Origin of the sequence: Mumia sp. zg.B17 (assembly GCF_019550915.1) — a bacterium.
In the GTDB taxonomy this organism is placed as follows: domain Bacteria; phylum Actinomycetota; class Actinomycetes; order Propionibacteriales; family Nocardioidaceae; genus Mumia.
Genome location: NZ_JAHWCI010000006.1, coordinates 464,719 through 490,590 on the forward strand (window position 1 = coordinate 464,719; position 25,872 = coordinate 490,590).

The window sequence follows — 25,872 nt, forward strand, 5'->3', positions numbered from 1 at the left end:
GAGGCGGTGAACGTTGTCGAGCCACGGAGGAAGCCCAACATGGTCGTGCAGGCCTACATCCTGGTCCAGACCGAGGTCGGCAAGGCTGCCGACGTCGCCACCGCGATCGCTGAGGTCAGCGGCGTGACGCTCGCCGAGGACGTGACCGGACCGTACGACGTCATCGTCCGCGCGGAGGCCAAGCACGTCGACGAGCTCGGTGAGATGGTCGTCGCGCAGATCCAGCGCATCGACGGCATCACCCGGACCCTCACGTGTCCCGTCGTGCACCTCTGACCCACCCCCGGCGGACCGCCCTCGCCCTCGGACTGGTCGCTCTGGCCGCCCTGACGCCGGCCTGCGCGGACACGGTCGCGATCGACCCTCCCACTCCGTCCGACGACGTGGCGGCGATCTGCTCCGCCATGCTCGACGACGCGCCGGCGACGGTCGCGGGACAGGACTCGGTCCGTGTCGCACCGGCCGGCTCGGGACGTGCGTGGGGAAGCCCGGCGATCGTGCTCCGGTGCGGCGTCGAACGCCCTGCCAGCCTCGAGCGGACCTCGCGCTGCGACGTGGTCGACGACGTCGGGTGGTTCAGCCAGAAGGACGACGAGCGCTACGTGTTCACGACCATCGGCCGCCAGGCGTACGTCGAGGTCGCGGTCCCGCGTCGCTACGATCCGCCCGCCGACGCACTCAGTGACCTGGCCGCCACGGTGGCCGAGCACGACCCGGTCGTCACGCCCTGCGTGTGAGGGGTCGAGCGCCGCCAGCCGTCAGCGCAGGTCGGTCGGACGCGCGAGCGCGTGCGCGATCAGGCGCTCGACCAGCTCGGGGTAGCCGAGCCCCTTCGACTCCCACACCTGGGGATACATCGAGTACGGGGTGAACCCGGGCATCGTGTTGACCTCGTTGATGTAGAGCGTTCCGTCGAGGAGGAAGAAGTCCACCCGGGCGAGCCCTTCGCAGCCCAGGGCCTCGAAGGCGCGAGCGGCCTTGGCGCGCACGCGCTCGACCAGGATGTCCTCGAGCGGAGCGGGGATCAGGTTCTTGGAGGTGCCGTCGAGGTACTTGGCGCTGAAGTCGTAGAACTCGTGCCCGGAGCCGAGGTCGACCGCGATCTCGCCCGGCGCGCTGACCTCCAGGGAGCCGTCCGGGTTCTGGAGAACCCCACACTCGATCTCGCGCGCGTCGGCCGCGGACTCCACGATGACCTTGGGGTCGTACTCCTCGGCGAGCGCGATCGCCGCGGCGAGGCCGTGCTCGTCGTGGACGAGCGTGCCGCCCATGCTCGAACCCGCACGGGAGGGCTTGACGAACACGGGGTAGTGGAGCGACGCGACGGTCTCCCTCACGGCCGCGGCATCGGTGCGCCACTCGTCGGCGGTCACGACGGCGTACGGCAGCTGAGGGAGCCCGGCAGCGGCGAAGAGCTGGTTGGCGACGGCCTTGTCCATGGCGACCGCGCTCGCCAGCACGCCGGAGCCCACGTAGCGGATCCCGGCCATCTCGAAGAGTCCCTGGATGGTCCCGTCCTCGCCCCACGGGCCGTGAAGCAGCGGGAACGCCACGTCGACGCGCGCCAGCACGCGGCTGGACCCGTCGGGCTCGAGGGCCAGCAGGCGCTCGCCGGCGAGGGCCACGGGCGTGCCGGTGGAGTGGACATCGGGGAGGCCGTCGGCGTCGGTGGTCATCGCGTCGTCGGCCAGCACCCAGAGGCCGTCCCGGGTGATCCCTACGGCGACCACGTCGTAGTGGTCGCGGTCGATCACCCGCAGGACCTCTCGAGCGGTCATGCAGGAGACCGCGTGCTCGCTCGACCGGCCGCCGAACACGATCAGGACGCAGGGGCGACCGGACGTGGGCGCCAGGGTGGACGTCTCGGAAGTCGTATCGCTCATCGGGGCGACCCTATCGTGAGGCTCCACAATGGTCGGCATGGCTCGCTCACACTCGTTCAGCCCAGAGACCCTCGTCGTCGCCGCCGGGCGCCCGGCCCGCACCCCCGACTCGCCCCTCAACGTGCCGCTGACACCCGCGAGCACCTATGTCGCCGGTGGCGAGCTCGAGTACGGACGCTTCGGCAACCCGACCTGGGCAGCGTTCGAGGACGCCGTCGGTGCGCTCGAGGGCGGACAGGCGGTGATGTTCGCCTCGGGGATGGCTGCCGCGAGCGCCACCCTGTCGCTGGTCCCCGACGGCGGCGTCGTCGTCGTTCCCCGTCACGCCTACAACGGTGTCCTGGGCCTCCTCTCGGAGGCGGAGCGGCGCGGGCGGATCCGTTTGCGGACGGTCGACGTCACCCAGCCCGGTGCGATGGTCGACGCCGCGGAGGGGGCGGCGATGGTGTGGATCGAGTCGCCGACCAATCCCGCCCTGGAGGTCGTCGACATCGTCGAGGTCGCGACCGCCGCGCGGGCTCGCGGCGCCCTGGTCGTCGTGGACAGCACCTTCGCGACGCCGCTGGTCCAGCAGCCGCTCGCGCTCGGCGCGGACGTGGTGGTCCACTCCGCGACCAAGCTGCTGGCCGGTCACAGCGACGCGCTCGCCGGTGTGGCGGTCGTCGCGGACGACGCGACGTACGCCCTGCTCGAGTCGTACCGCCGGGTGCACGGGGCCGTGCCGGGGACCCTCGAGGCGTATCTCGCGACCCGTGGGCTGCGAACCCTCGCCGTACGGTTCGAGAGGGCCCAGGACAACGCTCGGCGGGTCGTCGACGCCCTGCGGTCCCACCCGGCCGTCGGCGAGGTGCGCTATCCCGGGTTCGGGACGATCTTGACGTTCGAGCCGGTCGCCGGTGCGGACGCGGCGCACCGGGTGGTGACCTCGAGCCGGTTGGTCGTCTGCGCGACCAGTCTCGGCGGTGTGGAGTCGACCTGGGAGCGCCGCAGGCGGTGGTCCGGCGAGCCCACCACGGTGCCTGAGGCGCTCATCCGGATGTCGGTGGGCATCGAGGGGTTCGACGACCTGTGGGACGACGTCGAGGCAGCGCTCGGTCACGCCTGAGGCGTACGCCGCCTCGGCCGGGCACGCGTCAACGGACCTCAGGCTGCGGCGTACGCGAGACCAGCGCCGCGACGAGCTCCTTCGGCGTGGTCTCCCCGCGGATCAGAGCGGCGACCTGCTCCACGATCGGCATGTCGACGCCGTGGAGGCTGGCCAGCTCCGAGAGCGAGTCGCTGGACTTGACGCCCTCGGCGACCTGCCGGGTGGAGGCGACGATCTCGTCGATGCTCATGCCCCGGCCGAGCTTCTCTCCGAAGGTCCGGTTGCGCGACAACGGTGAGCTGCAGGTCGCCACCAGGTCCCCCATGCCCGCGAGCCCCATCATCGTCATGGGGTCGGCTCCCATCGCCATGCCCAGCCGTGCGGTCTCGGCCAGTCCGCGCGTGATCACCGACGCCTTGGCGTTGTCGCCGAACCCGAGACCGTCGGCGACGCCGACAGCCAGGGCGATCACGTTCTTGGTCGTGCCCGCCAGCTCGCAGCCCACGACATCGGTGTTGGTGTACGGCCGGAACGCGGGGCTGTGGCACCAGGACTGCAGACGCTTGGCGACCGCCTCGTCGGCACAGGCGACCACCGCGGCGGCCGGCTCGCGCTGGGCGATCTCGCGCGCCAGGTTGGGTCCGGTCACGACCGCGACGCGCTCGGGTCCGGCGCCGGTGAGCTCGGCGATGACCTCGCTCATCCGCAGGTGCGTCCCCAGCTCCACACCCTTCATGAGGCTCACGACGACCGCGTCCTGGGGGATGTGGCGGGCCCAGTCGGTGAGGTTGGCGCGCAGCTGCTGCGACGGCACCGCCAGGACGACGACCTCCGCGCCGGACAGGACGATCTCCGGGTCGTGACTGGCCTTGATCGTCTCCGGGAGCAGGATCCCGGCCAGGTACTCCGGGTTCTCGCGCGTCTGGTTGATCGCGTCGCAAACCTCCGTCCGTCGCCCCCACAGGTGCACCTCGTTGCCGGCGTCTGCCAGCACCAACGAGAAGGCGGTCCCCCAGGAACCGGCGCCCAGGACAGCGGTCTTCGCCATGCGTACTACTCCTTCGTGGCGTTCAGGCGTCGCGGTCGCGGACGCTCTCTGACCCGCGGATCGTCCAAGGACATGCGCTGCGTCGGCACCGGCAGGTCGCGGAGCTTCGCGAGCTGCTCGGTGACGGCATCCATGATCCGATCCGTGGCCGTCGCGAGGATAGCCGCCGAGACCTCCTGAGCGCGAAGGTCGTCCAGATCGACCGGCGGACCAGCCGAGATCTGCATGGTCTTGCGAGGCAGCAGGTGCGGCCGGCCGTACGGCTCGAGGAGCATGTTGGGACCCCACTGCGCGATGGGCACGACCGGCTTCCCGGTCGCGAACGCGACGCGAGCCGCGCCTGTCTTGCCCGACATCGGCCACTCGTCGGGGTCTCGGGTGATGGTCCCTTCGGGATAGAAGATCACTCCCTCACCGTCAAGGACCGCCTGCTTCGCGGCGGCGAACGCGTCCGTGGCCGTGGTGGTGCCGCGGTAGACCGGGATCTGTCCCGTGGCGCGCAGGATCTTGCCCACGACCGGGAGATCGAGGATCGCCGCTTTCGCGAGGTAGCGCGGGGGGACACCGTTGTCGTACAGGAAGTGCGCCAGCATCACCGGGTCGATGTGCGAGACGTGGTTGCAGGCGATCACGAACCCGCCATGAGAGGGAAGGTTCTCGACGCCGCTCCACTCCCGGCCCACCATCGCCGTCACCGGCACGCGCAGCGCCGCGACGATCGTCCGGAGCACCATCCCCGGGTCGCGCCCGGCGGACGCGGTGGCAGCGGTCTTCACCGGCCCGAGCCTAGTTCATCCCGGCGGGTGCGATGCCGCTCTTCTGGGCCCGTGGGGCAAGATCGATCCCGTGGCAGGACGGTGGGCCCTGGTGGTCCCGGTGAAGGACACCGCGGTGGGCAAGTCCCGGCTCGCGCCGCTCGGCGCGCAACGGCCGGCGCTGGCGCGCGCCATGGCGCTCGACACGCTCGAGGCCGTCGTCGGCAGCCCGCTCGTCGCCCGTGTGGTCGTGGTGACCTCCGACGGCGCGCTGGCCGATGCCGTCCTGTCCGAGGTGAGCACCGACGTGGAGGTGGTGCCCGATCCCGGCGCAGGTCTGCGTGCCGCGGTGCTCGCTGGCGCCGACGTCGCGGCCGACAGCGGTCTGCACCTCGCGGTCGTGACGGCCGACCTGCCGGGCATGCGCCCGGAGGACCTCGACGCTGCCCTGACCGAGGCCGATGGGTACGAGATGTCGATGGTCGCCGATGCCGACGGGGTGGGGACGACTCTTCTCGCGGTGACCGATCCGACGACGCTCGATCCCCGGTTCGGCGAGAGGTCGCTCGACGCGCACCGCGCAGCCGGGGCGGAGTCGCTCCCCGCCGCACTCGGGCTGAGGCGCGACGTCGACCTCCCCGTCCACCTCGACGAGCTTCGGGCGCTGCTCGGCCCGCGCACGGCCGCCGTCGTCGCTCGGCTCGCGATAGGGTGAGCGCCGTGCAGGCGACCATCGCGAGCTACGACGCCGACCAGGGCGGCACGCTCGTCCTCGACGACGGGGTCACCATGGACTACGCGGCGGACGTGGTCGTGGCGTCGCCGGTCCGCCACCTCCGTCCGGGGCAACGGGTGATCGTCGAGCTCACCGACGGGGCCGACGCGACGGTGCGCGCGCTGCGGATCCACTGAGGCGGGCACAGGTGCGGCCCCAGCGATGGCCGGGGCCGCTCCTGTGGCTCGTCAGACGCGTGCGGTTGCCCGAGCGGGAGCCCTCTTCGCGGTGCCGGATGCCTTCTTCGCCGCGGTCTTCTTGGCGGTGGACTTCTTGGCGGTGGACTTCTTGGCGGCGGTCTTCTTGGCGGCCGCCGCCTTCTTGGCGGCGGTGGTCTTCTTGGCGGCGGGCCGCTTTGCCGCGGTCGTCTTCTTGGCGGTGGACTTCTTGGCCGTCGACCTGGTGGCCGCGGTCGTCTTCTTCGCCGTGCTCTTCTTCGCGGTGCTCTTCTTCGCGGTGCTCTTCTTCGCGGTGCTCTTCTTCGCGGTGCTCTTCTTCGCCGCGCTTGTCTTCTTGGCCGGCGACTTCCTCGCCGTGCTCTTCTTGGCCGCGGTGCTCTTCTTCGCCGCAGTCGTCTTCTTCGCGGCGCTCTTCTTGGCTGCGGTCGTCTTCTTGGCGGCCTTCTTCGCCGTCGTCTTCTTCGCCGGCGACTTCGCCGTCCTCACACCTGCCACCACGTTCTTCAGCTCCCCTCCGGGTTTGAACTTCGGGATGGTGCGATCCGCGATCACGTGGATCTCCCCCGTCCGCGGATTCCGAACCTCACGGCCGGTGCGGATGGACTGGTGAAACACTCCGAACCCGCTGAGCACGACGCGCTCTCCCCCGGAGAGCCGTTCGGTCAGCGTCGTGATCACTGCGTCGAGAGCGCGGCGTGCCTCGGCGCGGTTCCCCTCGAAGGAGACCGCGAGTGCCTCGACGAAGTCGCTCTTGTTCAACGGTTCCTCCGTGAACGGTTCGGTATTTCGCTTTTGACGGTAAGCATTCCGCTTGTCCGTCTCAAACACCGTAGGGGTATTTGACCGAACGTGTTGCGTCGTGCCGCGGCGACGGTGTCGCGCCGCGTGGCGCCGCCGGTCCGCGAACGCGCACCGAGGCAACGACGACGAAGCCCGGAAACCACCGTGGCTGCGTAGTTTCCGGGCTTCGTCGAATCGACACTCTCAGCGACGTCACCTCGTCTGGGCGACGTCGCGCTCTGTCACATCGTCACGGGCTTGAAGGACGGTCGCGACGACTCGTACGTGCTGATCGCGTCCTCGTGCGAGAGCGTGAGGCCGATGTCGTCGAGACCCTCGAGCAGTCGCCAGCGGGTGTAGCCATCGATGTCGAACGAATCCTCGACGCGGTCGATGCCCTCGCCGGCGACGACAGTGCGCGCGACCAGATCGACGGTGACGGTCGTGCCCGGCTGCGCCTCGATCAGGTCCCAGATCTTCTGCACCGTCTTCTCCTCGACCTGTGCCGCCAGGAGGCCGGCCTTGCCCGAGTTGCTCCGGAAGATGTCACCGAAACGCGGCGAGATCACCACGGCGAACCCGTAGTTCTGCAAGGCCCACACCGCGTGCTCGCGCGACGACCCGGTGCCGAAGTCCGGTCCGGCGACGAGCACGGTCGCGCCGGCGTACGCCGGCTGGTTGAGGACGAATTCCGGGTCTTTGCGCCATCCGGCGAACAGCCCGTCCTCGAACCCGGTGCGCGTCACGCGCTTGAGGTACTCGGCAGGGATGATCTGGTCGGTGTCGACGTTGCTGCGTCGCAGCGGCGCGGCCACACCGGTGTGCGTGCTGAACTTCTCCATGAGGTTCTCCGTCCAGTCCGGGGTCAGGCGTGCGCGAGGTCGGCGGGTGAGGCGAGGTGACCGAGGACGGCCGTCGCGACGGCGACCTCGGGTGAGACCAGGTGCGTTCGTCCGCCCTTGCCCTGGCGTCCCTCGAAGTTACGGTTCGACGTCGAGGCGCTCCGCTCCCCCGGCATCAGCTGGTCGGGGTTCATGCCGAGGCACATGGAGCAGCCCGCGCCGCGCCACTCGGCTCCTGCCTCCTTGAAGACGACGTCGAGCCCTTCCTCCTCGGCCTGCAACCGGACCCGGACCGATCCCGGGACCACGAGAAGGCGGGTGTCGTCGGCCACCGTGCGACCCTCGATCCACCGAGCCGCCGTCCGCAGGTCCTCCATGCGGCCGTTCGTGCACGAGCCGATGAAGACCGTGTCGACGGGGATGTCGCGCATCGGCGTGCCGGCCGTGAGACCCATGTAGTCGAGCGCGCGCTGCGCGGCGATCTTCTCGCTCGGGTCGTCGAAGTCGTCGGGCGAGGGGACCACGGCCGAGAGCGGAACGCCCTGACCCGGGTTGGTGCCCCAGGTGACGAACGGGGTGACCGTCGAGGCGTCGATCGTCACGACCTTGTCGAACTCCGCGTCGTCGTCGGTGGCGAGGCTCCGCCAGTGCTCGACCGCAGCGTCCCAGTCCGCGCCCTTCGGCGCGTTGGGCCGGCCCTGGAGGTAGGCGAAGGTGGTCTCGTCGGGAGCGATCATGCCGGCCTTCGCACCCCACTCGATGGACATGTTGCACACCGTCATCCGCGACTCCATCGAGAGCGAGCGGACGGCCTCTCCGCGGTACTCGACGATGTAGCCCTGGCCGCCGCCGGTCGTCTCCTGCGCGATCAGCGTAAGGATCAGGTCCTTGGCGGTGGAGCCCTCCGGCAGCTCTCCGACGACGTCGACGGCCATCGTCTTGGGCGTGGCCTGCGGCAGCGTCTGGGTGGCCAGCACGTGCTCGACCTCGCTCGTGCCGATGCCGAACGCGAGGGCGCCGAACGCACCGTGGGTCGACGTGTGCGAGTCGCCGCACACGATGGTCATGCCCGGCTGGGTCAGACCCAGCTGGGGACCGACGACGTGGACGATGCCCTGCTCGATGTCGCCCATCGGGTGCAGCCGCACTCCGAACTCCGCGCAGTTGCGGCGCAGGGTCTCGACCTGGGTCCGCGACACCGGGTCGGCGATCGGCTTGTCGAGGTCGGTGGTCGGGATGTTGTGGTCCTCGGTCGCCAGCGTCAGGTCAGGGCGGCGTACGGCACGGCCCGCGAGCCGTAGACCGTCGAACGCCTGCGGGCTGGTCACCTCGTGGATGAGGTGGAGGTCGATGAAGAGCAGGTCCGGCTCTCCGTCGGCACGCCGTACGACGTGCTCTTCCCACACCTTCTGTGCAAGGGTCTTGCCCACTGCTCTCTCCTCCACCACCATGGCCCACGAAGGACCTTTCTCGGCGAGCGGCCTCACGCTCGACCCCTGCTTGCATTTCACAATGCGAGACGGCAATATCAAGGCATGGACAACTCTAGCGGAGTCGGCGTTCTCGACAAAGCCGCCCTCGTCTTGTCGGCGCTCGAGGCCGGGCCTGCCACACTCGCCGGTCTTGTCTCGAGCACCGGGCTCGCCCGGCCGACCGCGCACCGACTCGCGGTCGCGCTCGAGCACCACCGCCTGGTGGCCCGCGACATGCAGGGAAGGTTCGTGCTCGGGCCACGGCTGCTGGAGCTCTCCGCCGCGGCCGGCGAGGACCGCCTCCTCGCGGCTGCCGGACCGGTGCTCGCGAGGCTGCGGGACATCACCGGCGAGTCCGCCCAGCTCTTCCGGCGCCAGGGCGACTACCGGGTCTGCGTCGCCGCCGCGGAGCGACCCACCGGCCTCCGCGACACCGTGCCGGTGGGCAGCCAGCTGACGATGCGGGCAGGCTCTGCGGCTCAGATCCTCCTCGCCTGGGAGGATCCCGAGCGGATGAACCGCGGCCTCCAGAACGCTGCGTTCACCGCGGCCGCGCTGTCGCAGGTACGCCGCCGCGGCTGGGCGCAGAGCGTCGGTGAGCGGGAGCCCGGCATCGCGTCGGTGTCGGCCGGAGTCCGCTCGCCCTCCGGCAAGGTGATCGCCGCCGTCTCGGTCTCCGGCCCGCTCGAGCGGCTTACGCGCCAGCCGGGACGGATGCACGCGCCCGCCGTCGTCGCCGCCGCCGAGCGTCTCTCACAGTCGCTACGTCGCAGCGGCGAGTAGGCGCTGACGACCGCGAGCGCGGCAGCGCGTGGGGATCATCCGGCGCGGACCCAGAACTCGTTGCCGTCCGGATCGGCCATCACGACGACACCGTCTCGGCCGGCCTCGAGCCGGGTGGCACCGAGGGCGACCAACCGATCGATCTCGCGCTCCTGAAGGCCTGGGGCGGCGAGCAGGTCGAGACGCTGCCGGTGCGGCCGGGTCTCTGTGATGACCGGCGGACCTCCCCAGGCCACCTTCGTCCCGCCTCCGAGCGACTGGATGGCGGTCTCCTCGTCCTGGTCCCACACGAGCGGCCATCCCAACGCCTCGCTCCAGAAGACCCCGACCGCCCGGGTGCCCTCACACGCCAGCTCGCCGAGGAAGCCACAGCCGGCCAGGTACGCGTTGTCGGGCTCGATCACGCAGAGCGCATTGCCCTCCGGGTCTGCGAGGACGATGTGTCCCTCCTCGGGACGCTGACCGACGTCGAGGTGCGCTCCGCCGAGAGAGAGCGCCTTCGCCACCGTCGCGCGCTGGTCGTCGGGGTCTGCGCTGGTCAGGTGAAGATGCATGCGGCGGGGGCCGGTGGTGACGGTGGGGCTGGGCGCGAACCTCACCCCGAGTTGACCGTCCTCGCCCGGCAGCAGCGCGGCGTCCACCTCGTCGACGACGTCGCGCTCCAGCAACTGGGCCCAGTACCGTGCCAGCCGACTCGGGTCGTGCGCGTCGAAGGTCGCTGCTTGCAGGGTGACCATCATTCGAGGTTAGGTGTCGGCCATCGGCGACGTCGAACGACTTTCGGGGCGCCACGGAGGTGCCGTAGAGTCCGCGGGATGGGTGGTCGGGCAGCGGGATTCGAGTACGTCATGCGCGCCGACGGCAGCGTGATCATCACCCACCACGGCCGGGTGGCGGCAAAGCTGCGCGGCGGCCGCGCCGCCGAGTTCCTCGCGGAGGTCGAGAACGATCCGCAGCTCGTGATGGCCCGCTGGACCGGCAACTACCGGCACGGCAACGAACGGACGGCGCGCCAGCACCCTCGCAACCGCCGCTGAGTACGGGAGCGACCGCGGTGGTCGCTGCCCCACCCACACTCAGAACAGAGCAGGCCCCTGCTCGAGGTCGAGCAGGCGCTGCTTGCGGTCCAGCCCGCCGGCGTACCCGGTGAGGGTGCCGTTGGCCCCGATCACGCGGTGGCACGGGACGACGATGGGGATCGGGTTGGAGGCGTTGGCCGACCCGACCGCACGGGCTCCGAACGCCCCGAGCTCGAGCGAGGCCGCCAGCTGGCCGTAGGTCACGGTCTTCCCGTACGGGATGTCGCAGAGCGCCTGCCAGACCGCGCGCTGGAACCTGGATCCCTTCTGCGGACCCAGCGGAAGGTCGAACGTCATCCGCTCTCCGGCGAAGTACTCCTCGAGCTGGGCCACCGCGACGTCGAGCACCGCGTCGCGGGGCGAGTCCGGCTCCGCAGGGTCGGCACCGAAGTCGATCGCGACGACGGCCGAGCCGTCGCTGTGGACGCGGAGCCCGCCGATGGGGCTGTCGAGGTAGGCCGTGGTGGTCGTCGTCATGAGTGCCTCTCAGTGGTCGAGGTGTCGGGAAGGCGCCAGAGGTGCATCGCGGCGTACGAGCGCCACGGGCTCCAGCGGGTCGCGGGATCGGCAGCGCCGGTGCGTACGAGGAGCGCGTCGAGCCGTCGTCGGATCACCAGGTCCGTGGCCAGCAGGACGTCAGGGTCGCCCGCCGCGCGCATGAGGACGTAGTCCGCGGTCCACGGGCCGATCCCTCGCAGCTCGAGCAGCTGCGCCCGGAGAGCGGCACGGTCGGCGCTCGGCCCGATGTCGAGCTTGCCGACGGCGACGGCGTCCGCGAGTCCGGCGACCGTCGACGCACGCGAGCGTGGCATCCCCAGCGCCGCGGGGTCGACGGCCGCGAGGACGCCCGGCTCAGGGAAGACGTGAGTCAGCGCGTACGCCGCCGCGAGCGGGTGCGCCTCGGGGTCGAGGACGGCACCGTGCGCGCCGACGATGCGGGCCAGGGTCGTGCGGGCTCCCGCCACCGACACCTGCTGCCCGACCACGGCACGGACCGCCAGCTCGTAGCCGTCGACATGACCGGGCACACGGATCCCGGGCGTCGCTCGGACCCTGTCACCCAGCAGGGGGTCCGCACCGAGGACCTCGTCGACAGCGACCGGGTCGGCATCGAGGTCGAGCATGCTCCGACAGCGAGCCACCGCCGCCATCGTGTCGCGCAGGTCGCTCAGCTCCAGGACGCACTGCACGTGGTCGTCGGCCGGCGCGAGTGCGACGACGCCGGGACCGTGCGGGAGACGGAGCGTGCGGGCATACGTACCCTCGCGCACCGTCTCCAGCCCGGGCACCGCACGCGCGGCGAGGAAGTCGAGCAGCGGACCGTGCGCGAAGGGGCGGCGGACCGCGAGCCTGAGCTCGATCCGGGCGGAGGAGGACGTTCGCGGGGTACGGCGACCGCGGCGACGCGCGCTCACGCGCAACCCGCTCGGTGTCGCGTCGTACACCGTCCGGAGCGTGTCGTTGAACTGGCGGACCGAGGAAAACCCCGCCGCGAAGGCGACGTCGGTGACCGGGACGTCGGTCGTCTCGAGCAGGATGCGCGCGTGGTGGGCACGGTTGCTGCGCGCGATGGCGAGGGGTCCCGCGCCGACCTCGTCGACCAGCATCCGGTGCACGTGCCGGGCGCTGTAGCCGAGCCGGCCGGCGAGCCCCGGCACTCCGTCGCTCTCGACGACGCCCTCACGGATCAGGCGCATGGCGCGACCGACCGTGTCGGTGCGCATGTCCCACTCCGGCGACCCCGGCACCGCGTCGGGGCGGCATCGGCGGCACGCCCGGAACCCGGCGTCGTGGGCCGCGGCAGCGGTGGCGTAGAAGCGGACGTTGCGGCGCAGGGGGGTCCGGGCGGGACACGACGGTCGACAGTAGATCCCGGTGCTGGTGACCGCGGTGAAGAAGACGCCGTCGAACCGCGCGTCCTTGGAGCTCACCGCCCGGTAGCGGCGGTCGTCGTCGATCCTCATGGGTCCAGCATGCCTCGCGGGACCGACGGGTTACTCGCGGGAATCGGACACGACGGTCCGGGCGTCCGCTATCGTGTCAGGACGTCAACCCGGCGAGCAGCGCGCTGTCAGCCCACAGGGCCGCTCCCGTGGCGGCGTCGCGGGCACGCACCGACGGCTCCGGCCATGTGATCCGTCCGCGGCGGAGTGCGGCGTACGTGCGCCCGGCAGGGGGGCGCGTACGCCCGAGGGCGAGGTCGGCGAGCGCGTCACCCGCCGCCTCGCGCGTGTTGTGGGTCGCGTTGACCGCGCGCAGCGGCCGCCCCAGCACGGGTCCGCCCAGCGCGGACCAGGCCGCCCGCATGGGCAGCGGCAGGCTCCTCGCCAGCCCTGTCCCGAAGACCTGGCCCGGACAGAACGCCACCGCCGTCACACGGCGTTGACGGACGTCGGCGAGCACCGAGAGTGCCCGCACCGTGAGGACGACGCAGAGCTTGGACGCCGTGTAGGCGTGCTCGGCGGCCTTCCGGGCGCGATCGTGGGTGCCGGGATCGCGGTCGGGATGCGCGAGGAGCACGGCGTCCGCGTGTCGAGGAGCCTCGAGCCCCGCTCCGGTCGCCGGGTCGTGCGACCCGCTCGTGGTGATGACGACGGCCCCGTCCTCCGCGACGCGTGGCACCAGCCGCCGCAGCAGGAGGTAGTGCGCGAGGTGGTTCATCGCGAACGTCGTCTCGAACCCGTCTTCGGTCCGTCCCGCGACGTCGCGACCGATGCCGCCGGCGTTGAGGACGAGGGCGTCGATCGGCGCCTCGCCCAGCAGATCCTCGACTGCCGAGGCGAACCTCCGGGTCGAGGCGAGCCGGGTGAGGTCGAGCGGAAGCACCTCTCCGTACGGCGCCGTGCCCCGGGCACCGACGAGCAGGCGTGCGTCGTCGGACTGCGCAAGCTTCTCGGCGGCGGTCGCACCGATCCCGGAGGAGCCGCCTGTCATCACGATCGTCGGCACGCCAGTCCTCCGGACGTCGTCGCTACCCTCGCACCACCGTAGCGGAGACGCGGAGACCCTCGGAAACACCAAGGCGCCCGAGTCCTGAGGACTCGGGCGCCTGTTGTAGCCCCGACGGGATTCGAACCCGCGCTACCGCCTTGAGAGGGCGGCGTGCTAGGCCGCTACACAACGGGGCCTGGTGGTGAAAGAAACCTACCGGACGTGCCGGTGGACTCTCTCGCTGGGGTACTAGGACTCGAACCTAGACTAACGGTGCCAGAAACCGACGGGCTGCCAATTACCCCATACCCCATGGCTGTGGTCCGGATCCTTGCGTCCCCGAACCGAGAAGAACATTACCGGACGGCTTCGTGGCGCCCAAATCCGGGGGCCGCCTTGATGTCGTCTTCGCAGGTCAGCGCGCCGTTCTCGGGTCGCGACGCCGTCCCTGGCCGCCGCCGCGCCCGTCAGCGCCGAGCGCCGCGGCGGCGGGACCGCGACGACGCCTCCGGGCGGCGGGGTCGCGCAGCGCAGGCAGAGCGCGACCCCGTCGTGAGAATGTTCACGTCACCCGATCAGCCGACGGAGGTGAGGGCGCTGTCGAGGCGCGTGAGAGTCCGCTCCTTGCCGAGCAGCTCGATCGACTCGAACAGCGGTGGCGAGATCCTCTTGCCCGACACCGCGACTCGGACCGGCCCGAAGGCGTGGCGCGGCTTCAGGCCCATCCCGTCGACGAGCGCAGACCGCAGCGCCCCCTCGATCGACGCCGTGTCGAACGAGTCGAGCGCCGCGAGCGCGTCGCGCGCGGAGCGGACGACGGCGAGGCCGTCCTCGGTGAGGACCTTCGCGGCGTCGTCGGGATCGATCGAGAACGTGGCCTCGGAGACGAAGAGGAACGCGAGCATGTCGACGGCCTCGCTCAGCACGGTGATCCGCTCGTTGACCAGCGGTGTCGCGGCAGCCAGGAGGCCGAGGTCCTGCTCCGAGGGCTCCGCCGCGACCAGACCGGCGTCGACGAGGTACGGGAGCAGGCGCGTGGCCAGCTCCTCGACCGGCAGGTCGCGGATGTGCTGAGCGTTGACGGCCTCGCACTTCTTGGGGTCGAACTGCGCAGGGTTCGGGTTGACGCGGGCGATGTCGAACGCCTCCGCCATCTCCTGGAGCGAGAAGATCTCGCGGTCGCCGCCGATCGACCAGCCGAGCAGCGCGAGATAGTTGAGCAGTCCCTCCGGCAGGAAGCCGCGCTCGCGGTAGCCGGCGAGACCGCCGCCGGGATCGCGTTTGGACAGCTTGCGGTTGCCCTGCCCCATCACGAACGGGAGGTGCCCGTACTCGGGGACGACTCCCTCACCGACGCCGAGCTCCACGAGCGCACGGTGGAGCGGGATCTGACGGGGCGTGGAGCTCAGAAGGTCCTCGCCCCGGAGGACGTGGGTGATGCCCATCATCGCATCGTCGACCGGGTTGGTGAGGGTGTAGAGCGGCTGGCCGTTGGCGCGCACGATCACGTAGTCGGCGACGTGCTCGGGCTCGAACGTCACCTCTCCTCGCACCAGGTCGGTGAAGGTGATCGCCTCGTCGGGCATCCGGAACCGGACGACCGGCTTGCGGCCCTCCGCCTCGTACGCAGCCCGCTGCTCTGCCGTGAGGTCACGGTGCAGCCCGTCGTACCCGCTGGAGCGTCCCTCCGCTCGTGCGGCCTCGCGCCGCTGCTCGAGCTCCTCAGGGGAGTCGTACGCGTAGTAGGCGTAGCCGGCCGCGACCAGCTTCTCGGCGACCTCGGTATAGAGGCCCATCCGCTCGGACTGCCGGTAGGGCCCGAAGTCGCCACCGACCTCAGGGCCCTCGTCCCAGTCGAGCCCGAGCCACCGCAACGAGTCGAGCAGACCCTGGTAGGACTCCTCCGAGTCGCGGGCGGCGTCGGTGTCCTCGACGCGAAAGACGAACGTGCCGCCGTGGTGGCGCGCGTACGCCCAGTTGAACAGTGCGGTCCGTACGTTGCCGACGTGCAGGTTGCCCGTCGGGGACGGGCAGAAGCGCACACGGACAGCGCGGTTGGACTCAGTCACGGGAAACCACCTTGTTGGTCAGCGTTCCGAGGCCCTCGACGGTGATGCTGACCTCATCACCAGGGTTCATGGGTCCGACACCCTCAGGGGTGCCGGTGAGGATGACGTCGCCCGGGAGCAGCGTCATGAAGCTGGACGTGTACGCGATGAGGTCCGGGATCTTGTGGACCATGTCGGAGGTCCGACCGTCCTGGACGACCTCTCCGTTGACGGTCGTGGTGAGCCGCAGGTCGGACGGGTCGAGGTCGGTCTCGATCCACGGGCCGAGCGGACAGAAACCGTCGGCCCCCTTGGCCCGGCTCCACTGCCCGTCGGTCTTCTGCCGGTCACGCGCCGTCACGTCGTTGGCGACCGTGTAGCCGTGGATCACCCTCGCGGCGTCCTCGGCGGGCACGTCCTTGCAGATCCGGCCGATCACGACCGCGAGCTCACCCTCATAGCTGAGGAGCTCGGTGAAGCTTGGATAGAGGATCGGGTCGCCGGGCCCGGTGACGCTGGTGTTGGGCTTGAAGAACACCAGCGGCTCGTCGGGCACCTCGTTGCCGAGCTCGGCGGCGTGGGCGGCGTAGTTGCGGCCGATCCCCACCACCTTGCTCCGCGGCAGCACCGGGGCGAGCAGCCGGACGTCGTCGAGCGGGATCCGCTCCCCCGTCAGCTGGATGCCTGCATAGAGAGGATCGCCGGTGATCACCGCGATCACGGAGACGCCGTCGGCCTCGCCGACGACGCCGAACCGGGGGTCCTCGTCGGTCGTGAATCTCGCGATACGCACAGGGCTCAGCCTAGCCCCGGCGTGCAGGGCGAGACCGACCGCGCCGGACGACGCCCCTACGCCTCGCCCACGTAGACCCACCGGCCGGCGCGTCGCTCGAACCTGCTGCGCTCGTGCAGGACACCCGGCCCCGACGCGGTCGTGCAGTGCGCTCGGAACTCGACCTCGTCACCGACGGCGTCGACGATCTCGAGGCCGACCCACGTCACCCCCGGCGTGTTCGCCACGTCGTCGGGCCTGGTACGGGGATGCCAGGTACGGAAGACGTGGTCGAGGTCGCCGACGGCGTACGCCGCGTAGCGCGAGCGCATCAGCTCCTCCGGCGTCTCCGCCTCGGCCTCCCCGCGGTGCAGCCGCCCGCAGCAGCGGTCGTACGAGATGCCCGAACCACACGGGCACGTGCGCTCGAAGACGCTCATGCCGAGCCGTAGCGACGGTTGCGGCGCGCGTACTCCTCGATCGCCTCCCACAGCGCACGCCGGTCCACGTCCGGCCATGCGATGTCGGAGAACACCATCTCCGCGTACGCCGACTGCCACAGCAGGAAGTTGCTCGTCCGCTGCTCGCCGGAGGTGCGCCAGAAGAGGTCGACGTCGGGCATGTCGGGCTCGTCGAGGTAGCGGGCGAGGACGCGCTCGTCGATCTTGCCCGGCTTGACGCGTCCGTCGGCCACGTCACGCGCGAGCGCCGCGGTGGCGTCGGCGATCTCCGCGCGCCCGCCGTAGTTGACGCACATGGTCAGCGTGAGCACGTCGTTGTCCTTGGTGAGCTCCTCGGCGGTCTCGAGCTCGTCGATCACGCTGCGCCACAGCCGCGGTCGGCGACCCGCCCAGCGGACCCGGACGCCCAGGGCGTGCATCTCATCGCGACGGCGGCGGATGACGTCGCGGTTGAAGCCCATCAGGAATCGCACCTCGTCCGGCGAGCGCTTCCAGTTCTCGGTCGAGAACGCGTAGGCGGAGATCCACTTCACACCAGCCTCGATCCCGCCCTCGACCACATCGAACAACGACGACTCGCCGGCCTCGTGCCCCGCGGTCCGCGGCAGGCCGCGTTCCTTGGCCCAGCGCCCGTTGCCGTCCATGACGATCGCGACGTGTCGTGGGACCTGGTCGGGCGGCAGAGCGGGCGGCATCGCGCCGGAGGGATGCGGGATCGGCCGTCGTACGGGGTGGCTCACGTGCTCATTGTGTCCGGTCAGCGATCGACGTAGTCCAGCGACCGCAGTCCACGCTCGAGGTGCCACTGCAGGTATGCCGCGACGAGAGCGCTGGCTTCGCGCCGCGCCCGGTCGCCGGCCGCCTCGGCCTGGGGCCACGCGCCGCTGAGGAGGAAGCCGAGCAGCGCGACCGTGTCCGGCGCGGGATTCGCCGACCCCGGGACGCGGCAGTCGGCGCACAGCATGCCTCCGGAGCCGGGGTTGAACGAGCGGTGCGGACCACCGACGCCGCATCGCGCGCAGGCGTCGAAGCTGGGGGCGTAGCCCGCGATCGAGAGGGAGCGGAGGAGGAACGAGTCGAGGATCAACCCGCTGGGGTGGCGCCGGTCGGCCAGTGCGCGCAGCGCTCCGACGAGCAGCAGGTACTGCTGTGACGCCGGGTGGCCGTCCTCGCCGACGAGCCGGTCCGCGGACTCGAGCATCGAGGTGCCGCAGGTGTAGGCGCCGTAGTCGTTGCCGAGGCGTCCGGCGTACGCGTCGAGCGTCTCCACCTGCGTGATGACGTCGAGCGTGCGGCCCTCGGCGAGCTGGAGGTCGACGTGCATGAACGGCTCGACGCGTGACCCGAAGCGCGAGCTCGTCCGGCGTACACCTCTGGCGACCGCTCGGACACGACCGTGGCGCCGCGTCAGCAACGTGACGATCCGGTCCGCCTCGCCCAGCTTCTGGGTCCGGAGGACGACAGCCTCGTCACGGTAGAGCGCCACGGACCCATTGTGCCCGGCGGCGCACGGTCGAGGGTGGGCCGCGCCGGAGGCACGCTGCGCAACACCGCCGGTGACCGCGCGGTCGTGGCGCTAGCGCGGGGTGGCGTCGTAGGCAGCCCTGGCAGCATCGACGGCGGGCATGTGGAGCTCGGCCCACTCCTTGAGCTCGCAGACGACCGCCAGCAGCGACCGACCCAGGTCAGTCAGCGAGTAATCGACCCGGACCGGGACCGACGGAGTCACGCGACGGTGGACGAGGCCGTCACGCTCGAGGTTGCGCAGCGTCTGGGTCAGCATCTTCTGGCTGACGCCCTCGATCGTCGCGGCGAGCTGGGAGTAGCGCAGCTCGCCGCGGACCCCCAACGCCGCGATCGTCAGGCTGGCCCACTTGTCGCCGATCGTGTCCAGCAGACGCCGGCTCGGACAGTGGGCGCCGAACGCGTCGAACCGGGGCGCCTCGGGCGTGACATCTGCGGTCATGGCATACCTCCGGGTGCGTTGACCACCGAAAAGTCGGTACTTCCGGATAGAGAGTAGGTCTCCGATAGTGAGAGGGACAAGCCTCAAACCATCAGGAGTCCTCGATGCACGTCCTCGTCTCACGCACCGGCAACCCCATCCCCACCTGGGAGGCTGCTTCCCCCAGGTCTCTGGCTCCGCGCGACGTCCGCGTCCAGGTCGCGGCGGCGGGATACACGTTCTTCGACAACTTCGTCGCCGCAGACCACGCGACGCTCGGACTGCCCGATCTCATCGGCCTCGGTTTCGACTTCTCGGGCACCGTGGTCGAGGTCGGCCCCGGGGTCGACGCCGTCACCGTCGGCGACCGCGTGGCAGGTCTGCACGCCGACCCGACCGCGCCGGCTCGCGCCCACGCCGAGCAGGTGGTCGTCCCCGTCGACGACCTCGCGCGGGTGCCGGACGGCCTCGACCTGGAGACCGCCGCGGCCGTCCCGCTCAACGCTCTTGCGGCCCTCCAGGCGCTCGATCTGCTGCGTGTCACGGACGGGTCGCTCCTGGTGACCGGTGCCGCGGGCGGCGTCGGGACGTGGGCGACGGTGCTCGCAGCGCGCGCAGGGTGGGCCGTCGACGCACTCGTGACGCCGGGGACCGAGCACCTGGCGGACTCGCTCGGAGCCAAGCGCGTCCTCACGGAGGTGCATGGGCGGGGCTATGACGCCGTTCTCGACGCCGCCGGCCTGCAGCAGGCCGCGCTCGCGCCTGTGGTCGATGGTGGGCAGCTTGTGGGGTTCAAGCCGGGATGGCCGGTTCCGCCCGAGCGGGACATCACCGTCACCGCGGTCACGACCCGTCCGGACGGGCAGGCCCTCGCCGACCTGCTGCCCCTCGCTGCCGACCAGACCGTGCCCGTACGGATCGCAGCCCGACGCCCCATGAAGGACGCGGCCGCCGCCTACGCGGAGGCCGGAGCGGCCCGTGGATCCGCAGGTCGTTGGATACTCGTCCCCTGAACCCATCCCCGGTGGAACGCTGTTACGATCCGCCGGATGAGCACCACTCCGATCACCCCGCGCCAGTGGTTGGCGATGCTGACGCTGTCCCTCGGCGTCTCTCTCGTCGTGATGGACATGACCATCGTCAACGTCGCCGTCCCCGTGATCATCGAGGACCTCGGCCTGACCGCAGCGGGCGCGCAGTGGATGAACGCGATCTACCTGCTGATGCTCGCCTCGCTGCTGCTGGCGGCGGGCCGCCTGGGTGACCGGATCGGACGCCGCCGGGTGTACGCCGCCGGTCTGGTGCTGTTCATGGTCGCGAGCCTCAGCGCCGGCGCGGCCCAGAACCAGGAGATGCTGATCGCGGCCCGCTTCGTCCAGGGTCTGGGCGCCGCCATGATCGTCCCGGCCAGCCTCTCGACCCTGAACGCGACCTTCCAGGGCCGTGCCCGCGGGATCGCGTTCGCGATCTGGGGATCGACGGTCGGCGGCATGGTCGCGGTGGGACCGCTGCTCGGCGGATGGCTCGCGACCGAGTCGACGTGGCGGTGGGCCTTCTGGATCAACCTGCCGTTCGGGTTGCTCGCCTTGGTCGGCATCGTGAAGGTCCTCGACGAGACACGGGACGACGACATCCGGCCCGGCATGGATCTCCCCGGGCTCCTTCTCTCGACGCTCGGCCTCGGCGGCGTGGTGTTCGGCCTCATCGAGGGTCAGTACTACGGATGGTGGCGCCAGGAGTCCGGGGCGCTCTCCCCCGTCCCGTTCGCCCTCGCACTCGGTGCCGTGCTCCTGTCCGCGTTCATCGTCGTCGAGGCGCGCCGCGCCCGGGCCGGCGCGGTGACGCTGGTCGACCTCACGCTGATGCGCTTCCGCTCGCTGCGCTACGGGTCGATCGCCGCCATGGTGGTCGCGCTCGGCGAGATCGGGCTCATCTTCACCCTTCCGCTGCTCCTGCAGGGTGCCCTCGGCTACACCCCGCTCGGCACCGGAGTCCTCGTCCTGTGGCTGGCGATCGGCACCTTCCTCGCCTCGGGCGCCACCCCTCCCCTGACCCAGCGTCTCGGTCAGCGCGCGGTCATCCGGATCGGACTCGCCCTCGAGGTCGTGGCGATCGCAGGGACGGCGCTCGTCATCGCCGAGGACGTCAGCGGGCCCGTGATCGCGGCGCTGCTGTTCGTGTACGGCGTCGGCGTCGGCATGGCGACCGCACAGCTGACCAGCGCCATCCTCGTCGACATCCCGGTGGGGTCGAGCGGACAGGCCTCAGGGTTCCTGACGACGGTCCGACAGCTCGGCTCCGCACTGGGGATCGCTGTCCTCGGTGGTCTGCTCATCTCCACCCTGGCGGCGCAGACGGCCGACGAGCTCGCGGACACCGATCTTCCCGCCTCCCAGCAGGACGAGGTCGTCGCGCTCGTCCGCGACAGCGCGGGTGCGGTGATCCCCACGCTCGTCGAGGACCCGGCGACGGCCGAGGCCGGGCAGGCCGCCGAGGCCTCGATGATCACCGCCAGCAAGATCACCACCGGCGTCGCGGCCGTCATCCTCGTCGGTGGGCTCGCAGCAACGCTCGCGATGCCCGCCGCACCGATCGGACCGGTTGCCCCGTCGCCGTCAGCCCCCGGGTCGACGCCAGGCCGACCGACGGCAGGAACGAGCCGACCTCCCCGACGCGGGTGACCCCGTCACCGCTGGGGCGCCAGGAGGCGGCCCCAGCGGTGCACCACGAGTCAGTCGCGGGCGGCGGCCGCGCGGTTGGCTGCTGAGACGACGGCCTTGAGCGACGCCGTCACGATGCTCGGGTCGACACCGACCCCCCAGACGATCTGATCGCCGATCTCGCACTCGACGTACGCCGCCGCGGCCGCGTCGCCGCCGGAGGACAGCGCGTGCTCGGCGTAGTCGAGGACGCGGATGTCGCCGTTGACCGCCGCGATGGCGTCGACGAACGCGGCGACCGGGCCGTTGCCCTCGCCCTTGAGCGACTGGACCGCGCCACCGACCCGGACGTCGACGACGAGCTCGTCGAGGCCGTCCTGGATCGTCGACGAACGGAACGCCTCGAGGGCGTACGGTGACGTCCGCTCGAGGTACTCCGCCGAGAACGCCTGCCAGATCCCGTCGACCGACATCTCACCGGCCTCGCCCTCGGTCATCGACTGCACCACCCGGCTGAACTCGATCTGGAGCCGGCGCGGGAGGTCCATCTTGTGCTCGGACTTCATGATGTAGGCGACGCCGCCCTTGCCGGACTGGCTGTTCACCCGGATGACGGCCTCGTACGACCGACCGACGTCGTGCGGGTCGATCGGCAGGTACGGCGCCTCCCACGGCATCTCGGAGACCGGGATGCCACCCTCGGAGGCCTGACGGTCCAGGTCCTCCAGGCCCTTCTTGATGGCATCCTGGTGCGAGCCGGAGAACGCCGTGTAGACGAGGTCGCCGGCGTACGGGTGGCGCGGGTGCACGGGCAGCCCGGTGCAGTACTCGACGGTGCGGCGCACCTCGTCGATGTCGGAGAAGTCGATCTGCGGGTCGATGCCCTGGCTGAAGAGGTTCATGCCCAGCGTGACGAGGTCGACGTTGCCCGTGCGCTCCCCGTGCCCGAACAGGCAGCCCTCGACCCGGTCGGCACCGGCCATCATCGCCAGCTCCGTGGCGGCCACCGCCGTACCGCGGTCGTTGTGGGGATGCAGCGAGATCGCGACGTGCTCGCGACGGCTGATCGCACGACCGAACCACTCGATCTGGTCGGCGTAGGTGTTGGGGGTGGCCATCTCCACGGTCGCGGGCAGGTTGAGGATGATCTCGCGACCGTCCTCGGGCTGCCACACGTCCATCACGGCCTCGCACACGTCGACGGAGAAGTCGAGCTCGGCGGCGGTGAAGATCTCGGGCGAGTACTGGAAGCCGAAGTCGGTGCCCTGCAGGTACTCCTCGGCGTACTTCATGACGAGCTCGGTGCCACGGACGGCGATCGACCGGCACTCGTCGCGGTCGACGCCGAACACCACGCGCCGAAACAGCGGGGCGACCGCGTTGTAGAGGTGGATGGTGCCGTTCTTGGCGCCAACCAGCGACTGTGCCGTCCGGTCGATCAGGTCCTCGCGAGCCTGGGTCAGGACGGAGATCGTGACGTCGTCGGGGACCAGGTCGTCCTCGATCAGGTGGCGGACGAACGCGAAGTCGGTCTCGCTCGCGCTCGGGAAGCCGACCTCGATCTCCTTGTAACCCATCCGTACGAGCATGTCGAACATCCGCCGCTTGCGGGCAGGCGTCATCGGGTCGATCAGGGCCTGGTTGCCGTCACGGAGATCGGTCGACAGCCAGCGGGGGGCCTCGGTGACGGTCTTCGCCGGCCAGGTGCGGTCGGGCAGGTCGATCGGCGGGAACGGACGGTATCGCTCGTACGGCATACCGCTCGGCTGCTGCGGGGAGATGGCCATGGTGGGTCCTCGTTCGGTGCGGTGGGTTCGACGGTCGAGACGGGCGCCGCGGTGCGGCAGACGGTCGGCCATGACGAACCCCGCGACGAGGGGGTCCGACCTAGAGCGAACCCTCGCCGCGGCACCGAAGGAGGAGGCGCGCGAAGTACATGGCTACCGGCAGCATAGCCCACGCCGACGCTAGTCTCGCCAGGTGGCAACCCTGCTCCTCGTGCACCACGCCCCGACCCCCACCGTCTGCACCCTCGCCGACGCGGTCATCGAGGGCGCGCGCGACCCGAGCATCGAGGGCGTCGACGTCGTGGTGCGGCCCGCGCTCGAGGCATCGGCGTCCGACGTTCTCGCCGCCGACGGGTACGTCCTCGGGACGCCGGCCAACTTCGGCTACATGTCAGGGGCGTTGAAGCACTTCTTCGACACGATCTTCCTGGAGGCGGGAGGAGCGCTGACCGACGACGGCTCGGCGGGTGGCGCCACCTCCGACGGCCCTCCCCGACGGACCAAGCCGTACGGCCTGTGGGTCCACGGTCGCTACGACACCACCGGCGCCGTCCGAGCCGTGCAGTCGATCGTCGGGGCGCTGCCCTGGTCGCAGTCCGCCGCGGTCCTCGACGTCATGGGCGACGTGGGCGAGCGGGAGAAGGGTCAGGCGTACGAGCTGGGCGCGACCGTGGCCGCGCTGCTCTCGGCGTGATGCCGGGAACGGCCCCGGCTCCTACGGTGGAGGGGTGCCCGCTCGGACGCCCGTCGCCGGTCGTGCCGTCGTCGCTCTGGTCGCGGCGTCGGCCATCACCCTGTCGGCATGCACCGGGGGCGATGGGTCCGACGATCCGGGATCGCGTGCGACCGGCGACTCCCCGAGCGCGTCGCCGAGCCCGACGACGGCGCCCGAGCCGATCGCCGGCGCCTGCTACCGGCTCTCCGCCCCCCAGCTCGCCGAGGCCCAGGTCGGGGTCGCCCCGGTCCCGTGCACGCAGCCGCACACCACCGTCACGTACCTCGTGACGAGCCTGTCAGGCATCACCGAGCCGATCGACGCGACCGCCCTCGCCGCCAACGCCGAGCGCCGGTGCCGCGCTGCGCTGCGCACGTTCGTCCGCGCCACGCCGGCACGGCTGGCGCTGTCTCGCGTCCGGTCGGCGTGGTTCGTCCCGAGCGACCAGGACCTGGACGCCGGCGCACGCTGGTTGCGCTGCGACCTCGCCGTGTCCCGGACGGACACCACCCTCATGAGGCTGCCGGCCCAGGCCGCGGGCCTCCTGCGGCGCGACAGCGCACTCGACCGCTACGGCCGGTGCGCGCGGACCGATCTGGCCGGGGTCCGGGCAGGACGGGGTGGCCGGGTGTGTGCCCTCCCCCACACGTGGCGCGCCGTCGCGGCCCGCCGGCTAGGAACGGCCCGCACGCCGTTCCCCGGCCCCTCCATCCGCGGTGAGGTGCTCGGTCGCTGCGAGGGCGCTGCCCGTGCGTTCACCGACAACAGCACCCGTGACATCGAGGTCGGCTGGCTTCCACCCGACCGCGCGGCCTGGGCCCAGGGGCAGCGCTTCGGACTCTGCTGGACCCGTACGCGCAGGTGAGTCACCTCGCAACGGACGGCTCGGGTGCCCCACCCCCGTAGACTGGCACCCGTCGTGCCGTCGAACCCCCCGGAAGGACCTCCCGTGACGGCTGCCCGCCGCCTCCGCACCCGCGACCTCGCGCTCGCCGCGCTCGGCGCCGGAGCGCTCGTCCTCGTCACAGCGTGCGGGTCGGCGACCGACCTCGCGACCGACGAAGACTCCACGAGCGTGACCTCGCCCGAGGACCCGCCACTGCGCACCTTGCCGCCGACCACTGGGACCCCGGCCCCTTCGGCGACGCCTTCGACGCCGGCGGTGGTCCTGCCCAAGATCGGTGAGTGCCGCAAGCCGGGTCCGGTCGACGCCGCCCTCCGCGTGAGCGACGACGACGTCGCTCCGGTCTCCTGCTCGGGAGCCACCTCCGTCACCTACCTCGTCCGCTCGATGCCGACGGCGGTCCGCTCCGCGGTCACCGCGTACGACACCACCCGCATCCTGGGGTCGGCGCGGGGTATCTGCGAGAAGGCGGTGATCGCTCACCTCGGGGCCGACCAGTCGACCTTCAAGCGGTCCCAGTTCGACTTCATCGTGGGCGTGCCCAGTGCGGCCCAGACCGCCGCCGGGGCCGGCTGGATGCGCTGCGACCTCGTGCTGCCCGCCTCCCCGACCCGGCTCGCTGCCGTCCCGGGCAAGACCAAGGGGGCGTTGAAGGGGCGCGCGTCGTCGCGCTACATGCAGTGCGTCCGAGGCGACATCCGCGTGGCAACAGGGACCGTGCCGTGCACGACCAAGCACCAGTGGCGCGGGGTCGACAGCGTCAAGCTCGGCGCCCCCAAGGCCAAGTACCCCGGCGCCAAGAAGGTCCAGGCCACCATGCGCGACCGTTGCCCGGCCGGGGTTCGGCGCTACCTCGACACCAGGGGATCCTTCGACTACGGCTACATCTCGCCCAGTCGTACGGCCTGGCAGCGCGGAGAGCGCTGGGGCGTCTGCTTCGCCAAGACCCGCAAGTAGGCGGCGAGC

At 71.1% G+C, this 25,872-nt stretch carries 29 protein-coding genes and 2 tRNA genes; 12 read left to right on the plus strand and 19 right to left on the minus strand.

The window, feature by feature from the left end; genetic code table 11:
* Positions 1-39 precede the first annotated feature (39 nt).
* Positions 40-276, plus strand: coding sequence for an Lrp/AsnC family transcriptional regulator (locus KV097_RS10650; protein ID WP_220344722.1), 237 nt, complete (start codon positions 40-42; stop codon positions 274-276).
* The gene (locus tag KV097_RS10655; protein ID WP_301021760.1) at positions 255-737 is read left to right on the plus strand and encodes a DUF3515 domain-containing protein; all 483 of its coding nucleotides are present in this window, start codon (positions 255-257) and stop codon (positions 735-737) included. The genes KV097_RS10650 and KV097_RS10655 overlap by 22 nt, the downstream gene beginning before the upstream one ends.
* A gap of 21 nt (positions 738-758) precedes the next feature.
* On the opposite strand, the gene KV097_RS10660 is transcribed toward KV097_RS10655, so the two are convergent.
* Positions 759-1,883: a D-alanine--D-alanine ligase family protein gene (locus tag KV097_RS10660; protein WP_220365839.1), complete on the minus strand. Its 1,125-nt coding sequence runs from the start codon at positions 1,881-1,883 to the stop codon at positions 759-761.
* A gap of 37 nt (positions 1,884-1,920) precedes the next feature.
* Between KV097_RS10660 and KV097_RS10665 the strand changes: the two genes are divergently transcribed.
* On the plus strand, positions 1,921-2,988 hold the full coding sequence (locus KV097_RS10665) for a PLP-dependent aspartate aminotransferase family protein (protein WP_220365840.1): 1,068 nt from the start codon (positions 1,921-1,923) through the stop codon (positions 2,986-2,988).
* Between the two features lie 28 nt (positions 2,989-3,016).
* On the opposite strand, the gene KV097_RS10670 is transcribed toward KV097_RS10665, so the two are convergent.
* Positions 3,017-4,018 carry an NAD(P)H-dependent glycerol-3-phosphate dehydrogenase gene (locus KV097_RS10670; protein ID WP_220344238.1) on the minus strand — a complete coding sequence of 334 codons (1,002 nt, stop codon included), beginning with the start codon at positions 4,016-4,018 and terminating at the stop codon, positions 3,017-3,019.
* A gap of 5 nt (positions 4,019-4,023) precedes the next feature.
* Positions 4,024-4,794 carry a 1-acyl-sn-glycerol-3-phosphate acyltransferase gene (locus tag KV097_RS10675; RefSeq protein WP_220344237.1) on the minus strand — a complete coding sequence of 257 codons (771 nt, stop codon included), beginning with the start codon at positions 4,792-4,794 and terminating at the stop codon, positions 4,024-4,026.
* Positions 4,795-4,864: 70 nt separating this feature from the next.
* Here KV097_RS10675 and cofC point away from each other — a divergent pair, with 70 nt between their 5' ends.
* Together cofC and KV097_RS10685 are read left to right on the plus strand one after the other, a co-directional pair.
* Positions 4,865-5,488, plus strand: coding sequence for a 2-phospho-L-lactate guanylyltransferase (cofC, locus tag KV097_RS10680; RefSeq protein ID WP_308289402.1), 624 nt, complete (start codon positions 4,865-4,867; stop codon positions 5,486-5,488).
* A 5-nt stretch (positions 5,489-5,493) separates the two neighbouring features.
* Positions 5,494-5,685, plus strand: a complete 192-nt coding sequence (locus tag KV097_RS10685; protein ID WP_220365841.1) for a hypothetical protein — start codon at positions 5,494-5,496, stop codon at positions 5,683-5,685.
* Positions 5,686-5,736: 51 nt separating this feature from the next.
* Here KV097_RS10685 and KV097_RS10690 read toward each other — a convergent pair whose 3' ends face one another.
* From KV097_RS10690 to leuC, 3 genes are all read right to left on the minus strand, one after another.
* Positions 5,737-6,555, minus strand: coding sequence for an HU family DNA-binding protein (locus KV097_RS10690; protein WP_220365842.1), 819 nt, complete (start codon positions 6,553-6,555; stop codon positions 5,737-5,739).
* A gap of 194 nt (positions 6,556-6,749) precedes the next feature.
* Positions 6,750-7,349 carry a 3-isopropylmalate dehydratase small subunit gene (gene leuD, locus KV097_RS10695; protein ID WP_220365843.1) on the minus strand — a complete coding sequence of 200 codons (600 nt, stop codon included), beginning with the start codon at positions 7,347-7,349 and terminating at the stop codon, positions 6,750-6,752.
* A 23-nt stretch (positions 7,350-7,372) separates the two neighbouring features.
* Positions 7,373-8,779, minus strand: coding sequence for a 3-isopropylmalate dehydratase large subunit (gene leuC, locus KV097_RS10700; protein WP_220365844.1), 1,407 nt, complete (start codon positions 8,777-8,779; stop codon positions 7,373-7,375).
* Between the two features lie 105 nt (positions 8,780-8,884).
* Here leuC and KV097_RS10705 point away from each other — a divergent pair, with 105 nt between their 5' ends.
* Positions 8,885-9,604 carry an IclR family transcriptional regulator gene (locus KV097_RS10705; protein WP_220344231.1) on the plus strand — a complete coding sequence of 240 codons (720 nt, stop codon included), beginning with the start codon at positions 8,885-8,887 and terminating at the stop codon, positions 9,602-9,604.
* A gap of 35 nt (positions 9,605-9,639) precedes the next feature.
* On the opposite strand, the gene KV097_RS10710 is transcribed toward KV097_RS10705, so the two are convergent.
* On the minus strand, positions 9,640-10,341 hold the full coding sequence (locus KV097_RS10710) for a VOC family protein (RefSeq protein ID WP_255559408.1): 702 nt from the start codon (positions 10,339-10,341) through the stop codon (positions 9,640-9,642).
* A 78-nt stretch (positions 10,342-10,419) separates the two neighbouring features.
* Between KV097_RS10710 and KV097_RS10715 the strand changes: the two genes are divergently transcribed.
* Entirely contained in the window at positions 10,420-10,641 is a 222-nt protein-coding gene (locus KV097_RS10715) for a hypothetical protein (protein WP_220365846.1), read from the plus strand.
* Between the two features lie 39 nt (positions 10,642-10,680).
* Here the strand turns inward: KV097_RS10715 and KV097_RS10720 are convergent, their stop codons facing one another.
* The 11 genes from KV097_RS10720 to KV097_RS10770 all read right to left on the minus strand — a co-directional run bounded on the left by KV097_RS10720 (position 10,681) and on the right by KV097_RS10770 (position 18,861).
* The gene (locus KV097_RS10720; RefSeq protein WP_220365847.1) at positions 10,681-11,160 is read right to left on the minus strand and encodes a methylated-DNA--[protein]-cysteine S-methyltransferase; all 480 of its coding nucleotides are present in this window, start codon (positions 11,158-11,160) and stop codon (positions 10,681-10,683) included.
* Positions 11,157-12,647, minus strand: coding sequence for a DNA-3-methyladenine glycosylase 2 family protein (locus KV097_RS10725; RefSeq protein ID WP_220365848.1), 1,491 nt, complete (start codon positions 12,645-12,647; stop codon positions 11,157-11,159). Before KV097_RS10725 ends, KV097_RS10720 begins: the two co-directional genes overlap by 4 nt.
* Before the next feature lie 76 nt (positions 12,648-12,723).
* The gene (locus KV097_RS10730; protein ID WP_220365849.1) at positions 12,724-13,632 is read right to left on the minus strand and encodes an SDR family NAD(P)-dependent oxidoreductase; all 909 of its coding nucleotides are present in this window, start codon (positions 13,630-13,632) and stop codon (positions 12,724-12,726) included.
* A 106-nt stretch (positions 13,633-13,738) separates the two neighbouring features.
* A tRNA-Glu gene (locus KV097_RS10735) sits at positions 13,739-13,811 on the minus strand.
* Positions 13,812-13,855: 44 nt separating this feature from the next.
* Positions 13,856-13,927, minus strand: a tRNA-Gln gene (locus KV097_RS10740).
* Between the two features lie 262 nt (positions 13,928-14,189).
* Entirely contained in the window at positions 14,190-15,683 is a 1,494-nt protein-coding gene (gltX, locus tag KV097_RS10745) for a glutamate--tRNA ligase (protein WP_220344225.1), read from the minus strand.
* Positions 15,676-16,455: a fumarylacetoacetate hydrolase family protein gene (locus tag KV097_RS10750; protein WP_220344224.1), complete on the minus strand. Its 780-nt coding sequence runs from the start codon at positions 16,453-16,455 to the stop codon at positions 15,676-15,678. Before KV097_RS10750 ends, gltX begins: the two co-directional genes overlap by 8 nt.
* A 56-nt stretch (positions 16,456-16,511) precedes the next feature.
* Positions 16,512-16,874, minus strand: a complete 363-nt coding sequence (locus tag KV097_RS10755) for a YchJ family protein (protein WP_220365850.1) — start codon at positions 16,872-16,874, stop codon at positions 16,512-16,514.
* Positions 16,871-17,590, minus strand: a complete 720-nt coding sequence (locus KV097_RS10760) for an isoprenyl transferase (RefSeq protein WP_220366019.1) — start codon at positions 17,588-17,590, stop codon at positions 16,871-16,873. The genes KV097_RS10755 and KV097_RS10760 overlap by 4 nt, the downstream gene beginning before the upstream one ends.
* A gap of 62 nt (positions 17,591-17,652) precedes the next feature.
* Positions 17,653-18,381, minus strand: a complete 729-nt coding sequence (gene recO, locus KV097_RS10765) for a DNA repair protein RecO (protein ID WP_220344222.1) — start codon at positions 18,379-18,381, stop codon at positions 17,653-17,655.
* A 90-nt stretch (positions 18,382-18,471) separates the two neighbouring features.
* A complete protein-coding gene (locus KV097_RS10770) occupies positions 18,472-18,861 on the minus strand; it encodes a helix-turn-helix domain-containing protein (protein ID WP_220365851.1) in 390 nt (129 codons plus the stop codon).
* A gap of 104 nt (positions 18,862-18,965) precedes the next feature.
* Here KV097_RS10770 and KV097_RS10775 point away from each other — a divergent pair, with 104 nt between their 5' ends.
* Positions 18,966-19,853 carry an alcohol dehydrogenase catalytic domain-containing protein gene (locus tag KV097_RS10775; RefSeq protein WP_220365852.1) on the plus strand — a complete coding sequence of 296 codons (888 nt, stop codon included), beginning with the start codon at positions 18,966-18,968 and terminating at the stop codon, positions 19,851-19,853.
* Positions 19,854-19,889: 36 nt separating this feature from the next.
* A complete protein-coding gene (locus KV097_RS10780) occupies positions 19,890-21,521 on the plus strand; it encodes an MFS transporter (protein WP_220365853.1) in 1,632 nt (543 codons plus the stop codon).
* Between the two features lie 50 nt (positions 21,522-21,571).
* On the opposite strand, the gene leuA is transcribed toward KV097_RS10780, so the two are convergent.
* Positions 21,572-23,287 carry a 2-isopropylmalate synthase gene (gene leuA, locus KV097_RS10785; protein WP_255559409.1) on the minus strand — a complete coding sequence of 572 codons (1,716 nt, stop codon included), beginning with the start codon at positions 23,285-23,287 and terminating at the stop codon, positions 21,572-21,574.
* Between the two features lie 193 nt (positions 23,288-23,480).
* On the opposite strand from leuA, the gene KV097_RS10790 reads away from it, so the two are divergent.
* The 3 genes from KV097_RS10790 (at position 23,481) to KV097_RS10800 (ending at position 25,863) form a co-directional block, all read left to right on the plus strand.
* Positions 23,481-23,981: an NAD(P)H-dependent oxidoreductase gene (locus KV097_RS10790; protein WP_220346575.1), complete on the plus strand. Its 501-nt coding sequence runs from the start codon at positions 23,481-23,483 to the stop codon at positions 23,979-23,981.
* A gap of 34 nt (positions 23,982-24,015) precedes the next feature.
* Complete coding sequence (locus tag KV097_RS10795) at positions 24,016-24,867, plus strand: septum formation family protein (RefSeq protein WP_220365854.1); 852 nt, start codon at positions 24,016-24,018, stop codon at positions 24,865-24,867.
* An 84-nt stretch (positions 24,868-24,951) separates the two neighbouring features.
* Positions 24,952-25,863, plus strand: a complete 912-nt coding sequence (locus tag KV097_RS10800) for a septum formation family protein (RefSeq protein ID WP_220365855.1) — start codon at positions 24,952-24,954, stop codon at positions 25,861-25,863.
* The last annotated feature ends 9 nt before the right edge of the window (positions 25,864-25,872 follow it).

What these genes read in the sequence shown, in the direction of transcription:
- KV097_RS10710 (WP_255559408.1), bottom strand. Translation starts at nt 10,341, where the DNA reads ATGGTCACCCTGCAAGCAGCGACCTTCGACGCGCACGACCCGAGTCGG.
- KV097_RS10650 (WP_220344722.1), top strand. Translation starts at nt 40, where the DNA reads ATGGTCGTGCAGGCCTACATCCTGGTCCAGACCGAGGTCGGCAAGGCT.
- KV097_RS10780 (WP_220365853.1), top strand. Translation starts at nt 19,890, where the DNA reads ATGAGCACCACTCCGATCACCCCGCGCCAGTGGTTGGCGATGCTGACG.
- KV097_RS10725 (WP_220365848.1), bottom strand. Translation starts at nt 12,647, where the DNA reads ATGAGGATCGACGACGACCGCCGCTACCGGGCGGTGAGCTCCAAGGAC.
- KV097_RS10760 (WP_220366019.1), bottom strand. Translation starts at nt 17,590, where the DNA reads ATGCCGCCCGCTCTGCCGCCCGACCAGGTCCCACGACACGTCGCGATC.
- KV097_RS10705 (WP_220344231.1), top strand. Translation starts at nt 8,885, where the DNA reads ATGGACAACTCTAGCGGAGTCGGCGTTCTCGACAAAGCCGCCCTCGTC.
- leuD (WP_220365843.1), bottom strand. Translation starts at nt 7,349, where the DNA reads ATGGAGAAGTTCAGCACGCACACCGGTGTGGCCGCGCCGCTGCGACGC.
- KV097_RS10720 (WP_220365847.1), bottom strand. Translation starts at nt 11,160, where the DNA reads ATGACGACGACCACCACGGCCTACCTCGACAGCCCCATCGGCGGGCTC.
- KV097_RS10755 (WP_220365850.1), bottom strand. Translation starts at nt 16,874, where the DNA reads ATGAGCGTCTTCGAGCGCACGTGCCCGTGTGGTTCGGGCATCTCGTAC.
- KV097_RS10665 (WP_220365840.1), top strand. Translation starts at nt 1,921, where the DNA reads ATGGCTCGCTCACACTCGTTCAGCCCAGAGACCCTCGTCGTCGCCGCC.
- KV097_RS10670 (WP_220344238.1), bottom strand. Translation starts at nt 4,018, where the DNA reads ATGGCGAAGACCGCTGTCCTGGGCGCCGGTTCCTGGGGGACCGCCTTC.
- KV097_RS10660 (WP_220365839.1), bottom strand. Translation starts at nt 1,883, where the DNA reads ATGAGCGATACGACTTCCGAGACGTCCACCCTGGCGCCCACGTCCGGT.
- KV097_RS10775 (WP_220365852.1), top strand. Translation starts at nt 18,966, where the DNA reads ATGCACGTCCTCGTCTCACGCACCGGCAACCCCATCCCCACCTGGGAG.
- KV097_RS10715 (WP_220365846.1), top strand. Translation starts at nt 10,420, where the DNA reads ATGGGTGGTCGGGCAGCGGGATTCGAGTACGTCATGCGCGCCGACGGC.
- leuA (WP_255559409.1), bottom strand. Translation starts at nt 23,287, where the DNA reads ATGGCCATCTCCCCGCAGCAGCCGAGCGGTATGCCGTACGAGCGATAC.
- KV097_RS10770 (WP_220365851.1), bottom strand. Translation starts at nt 18,861, where the DNA reads ATGACCGCAGATGTCACGCCCGAGGCGCCCCGGTTCGACGCGTTCGGC.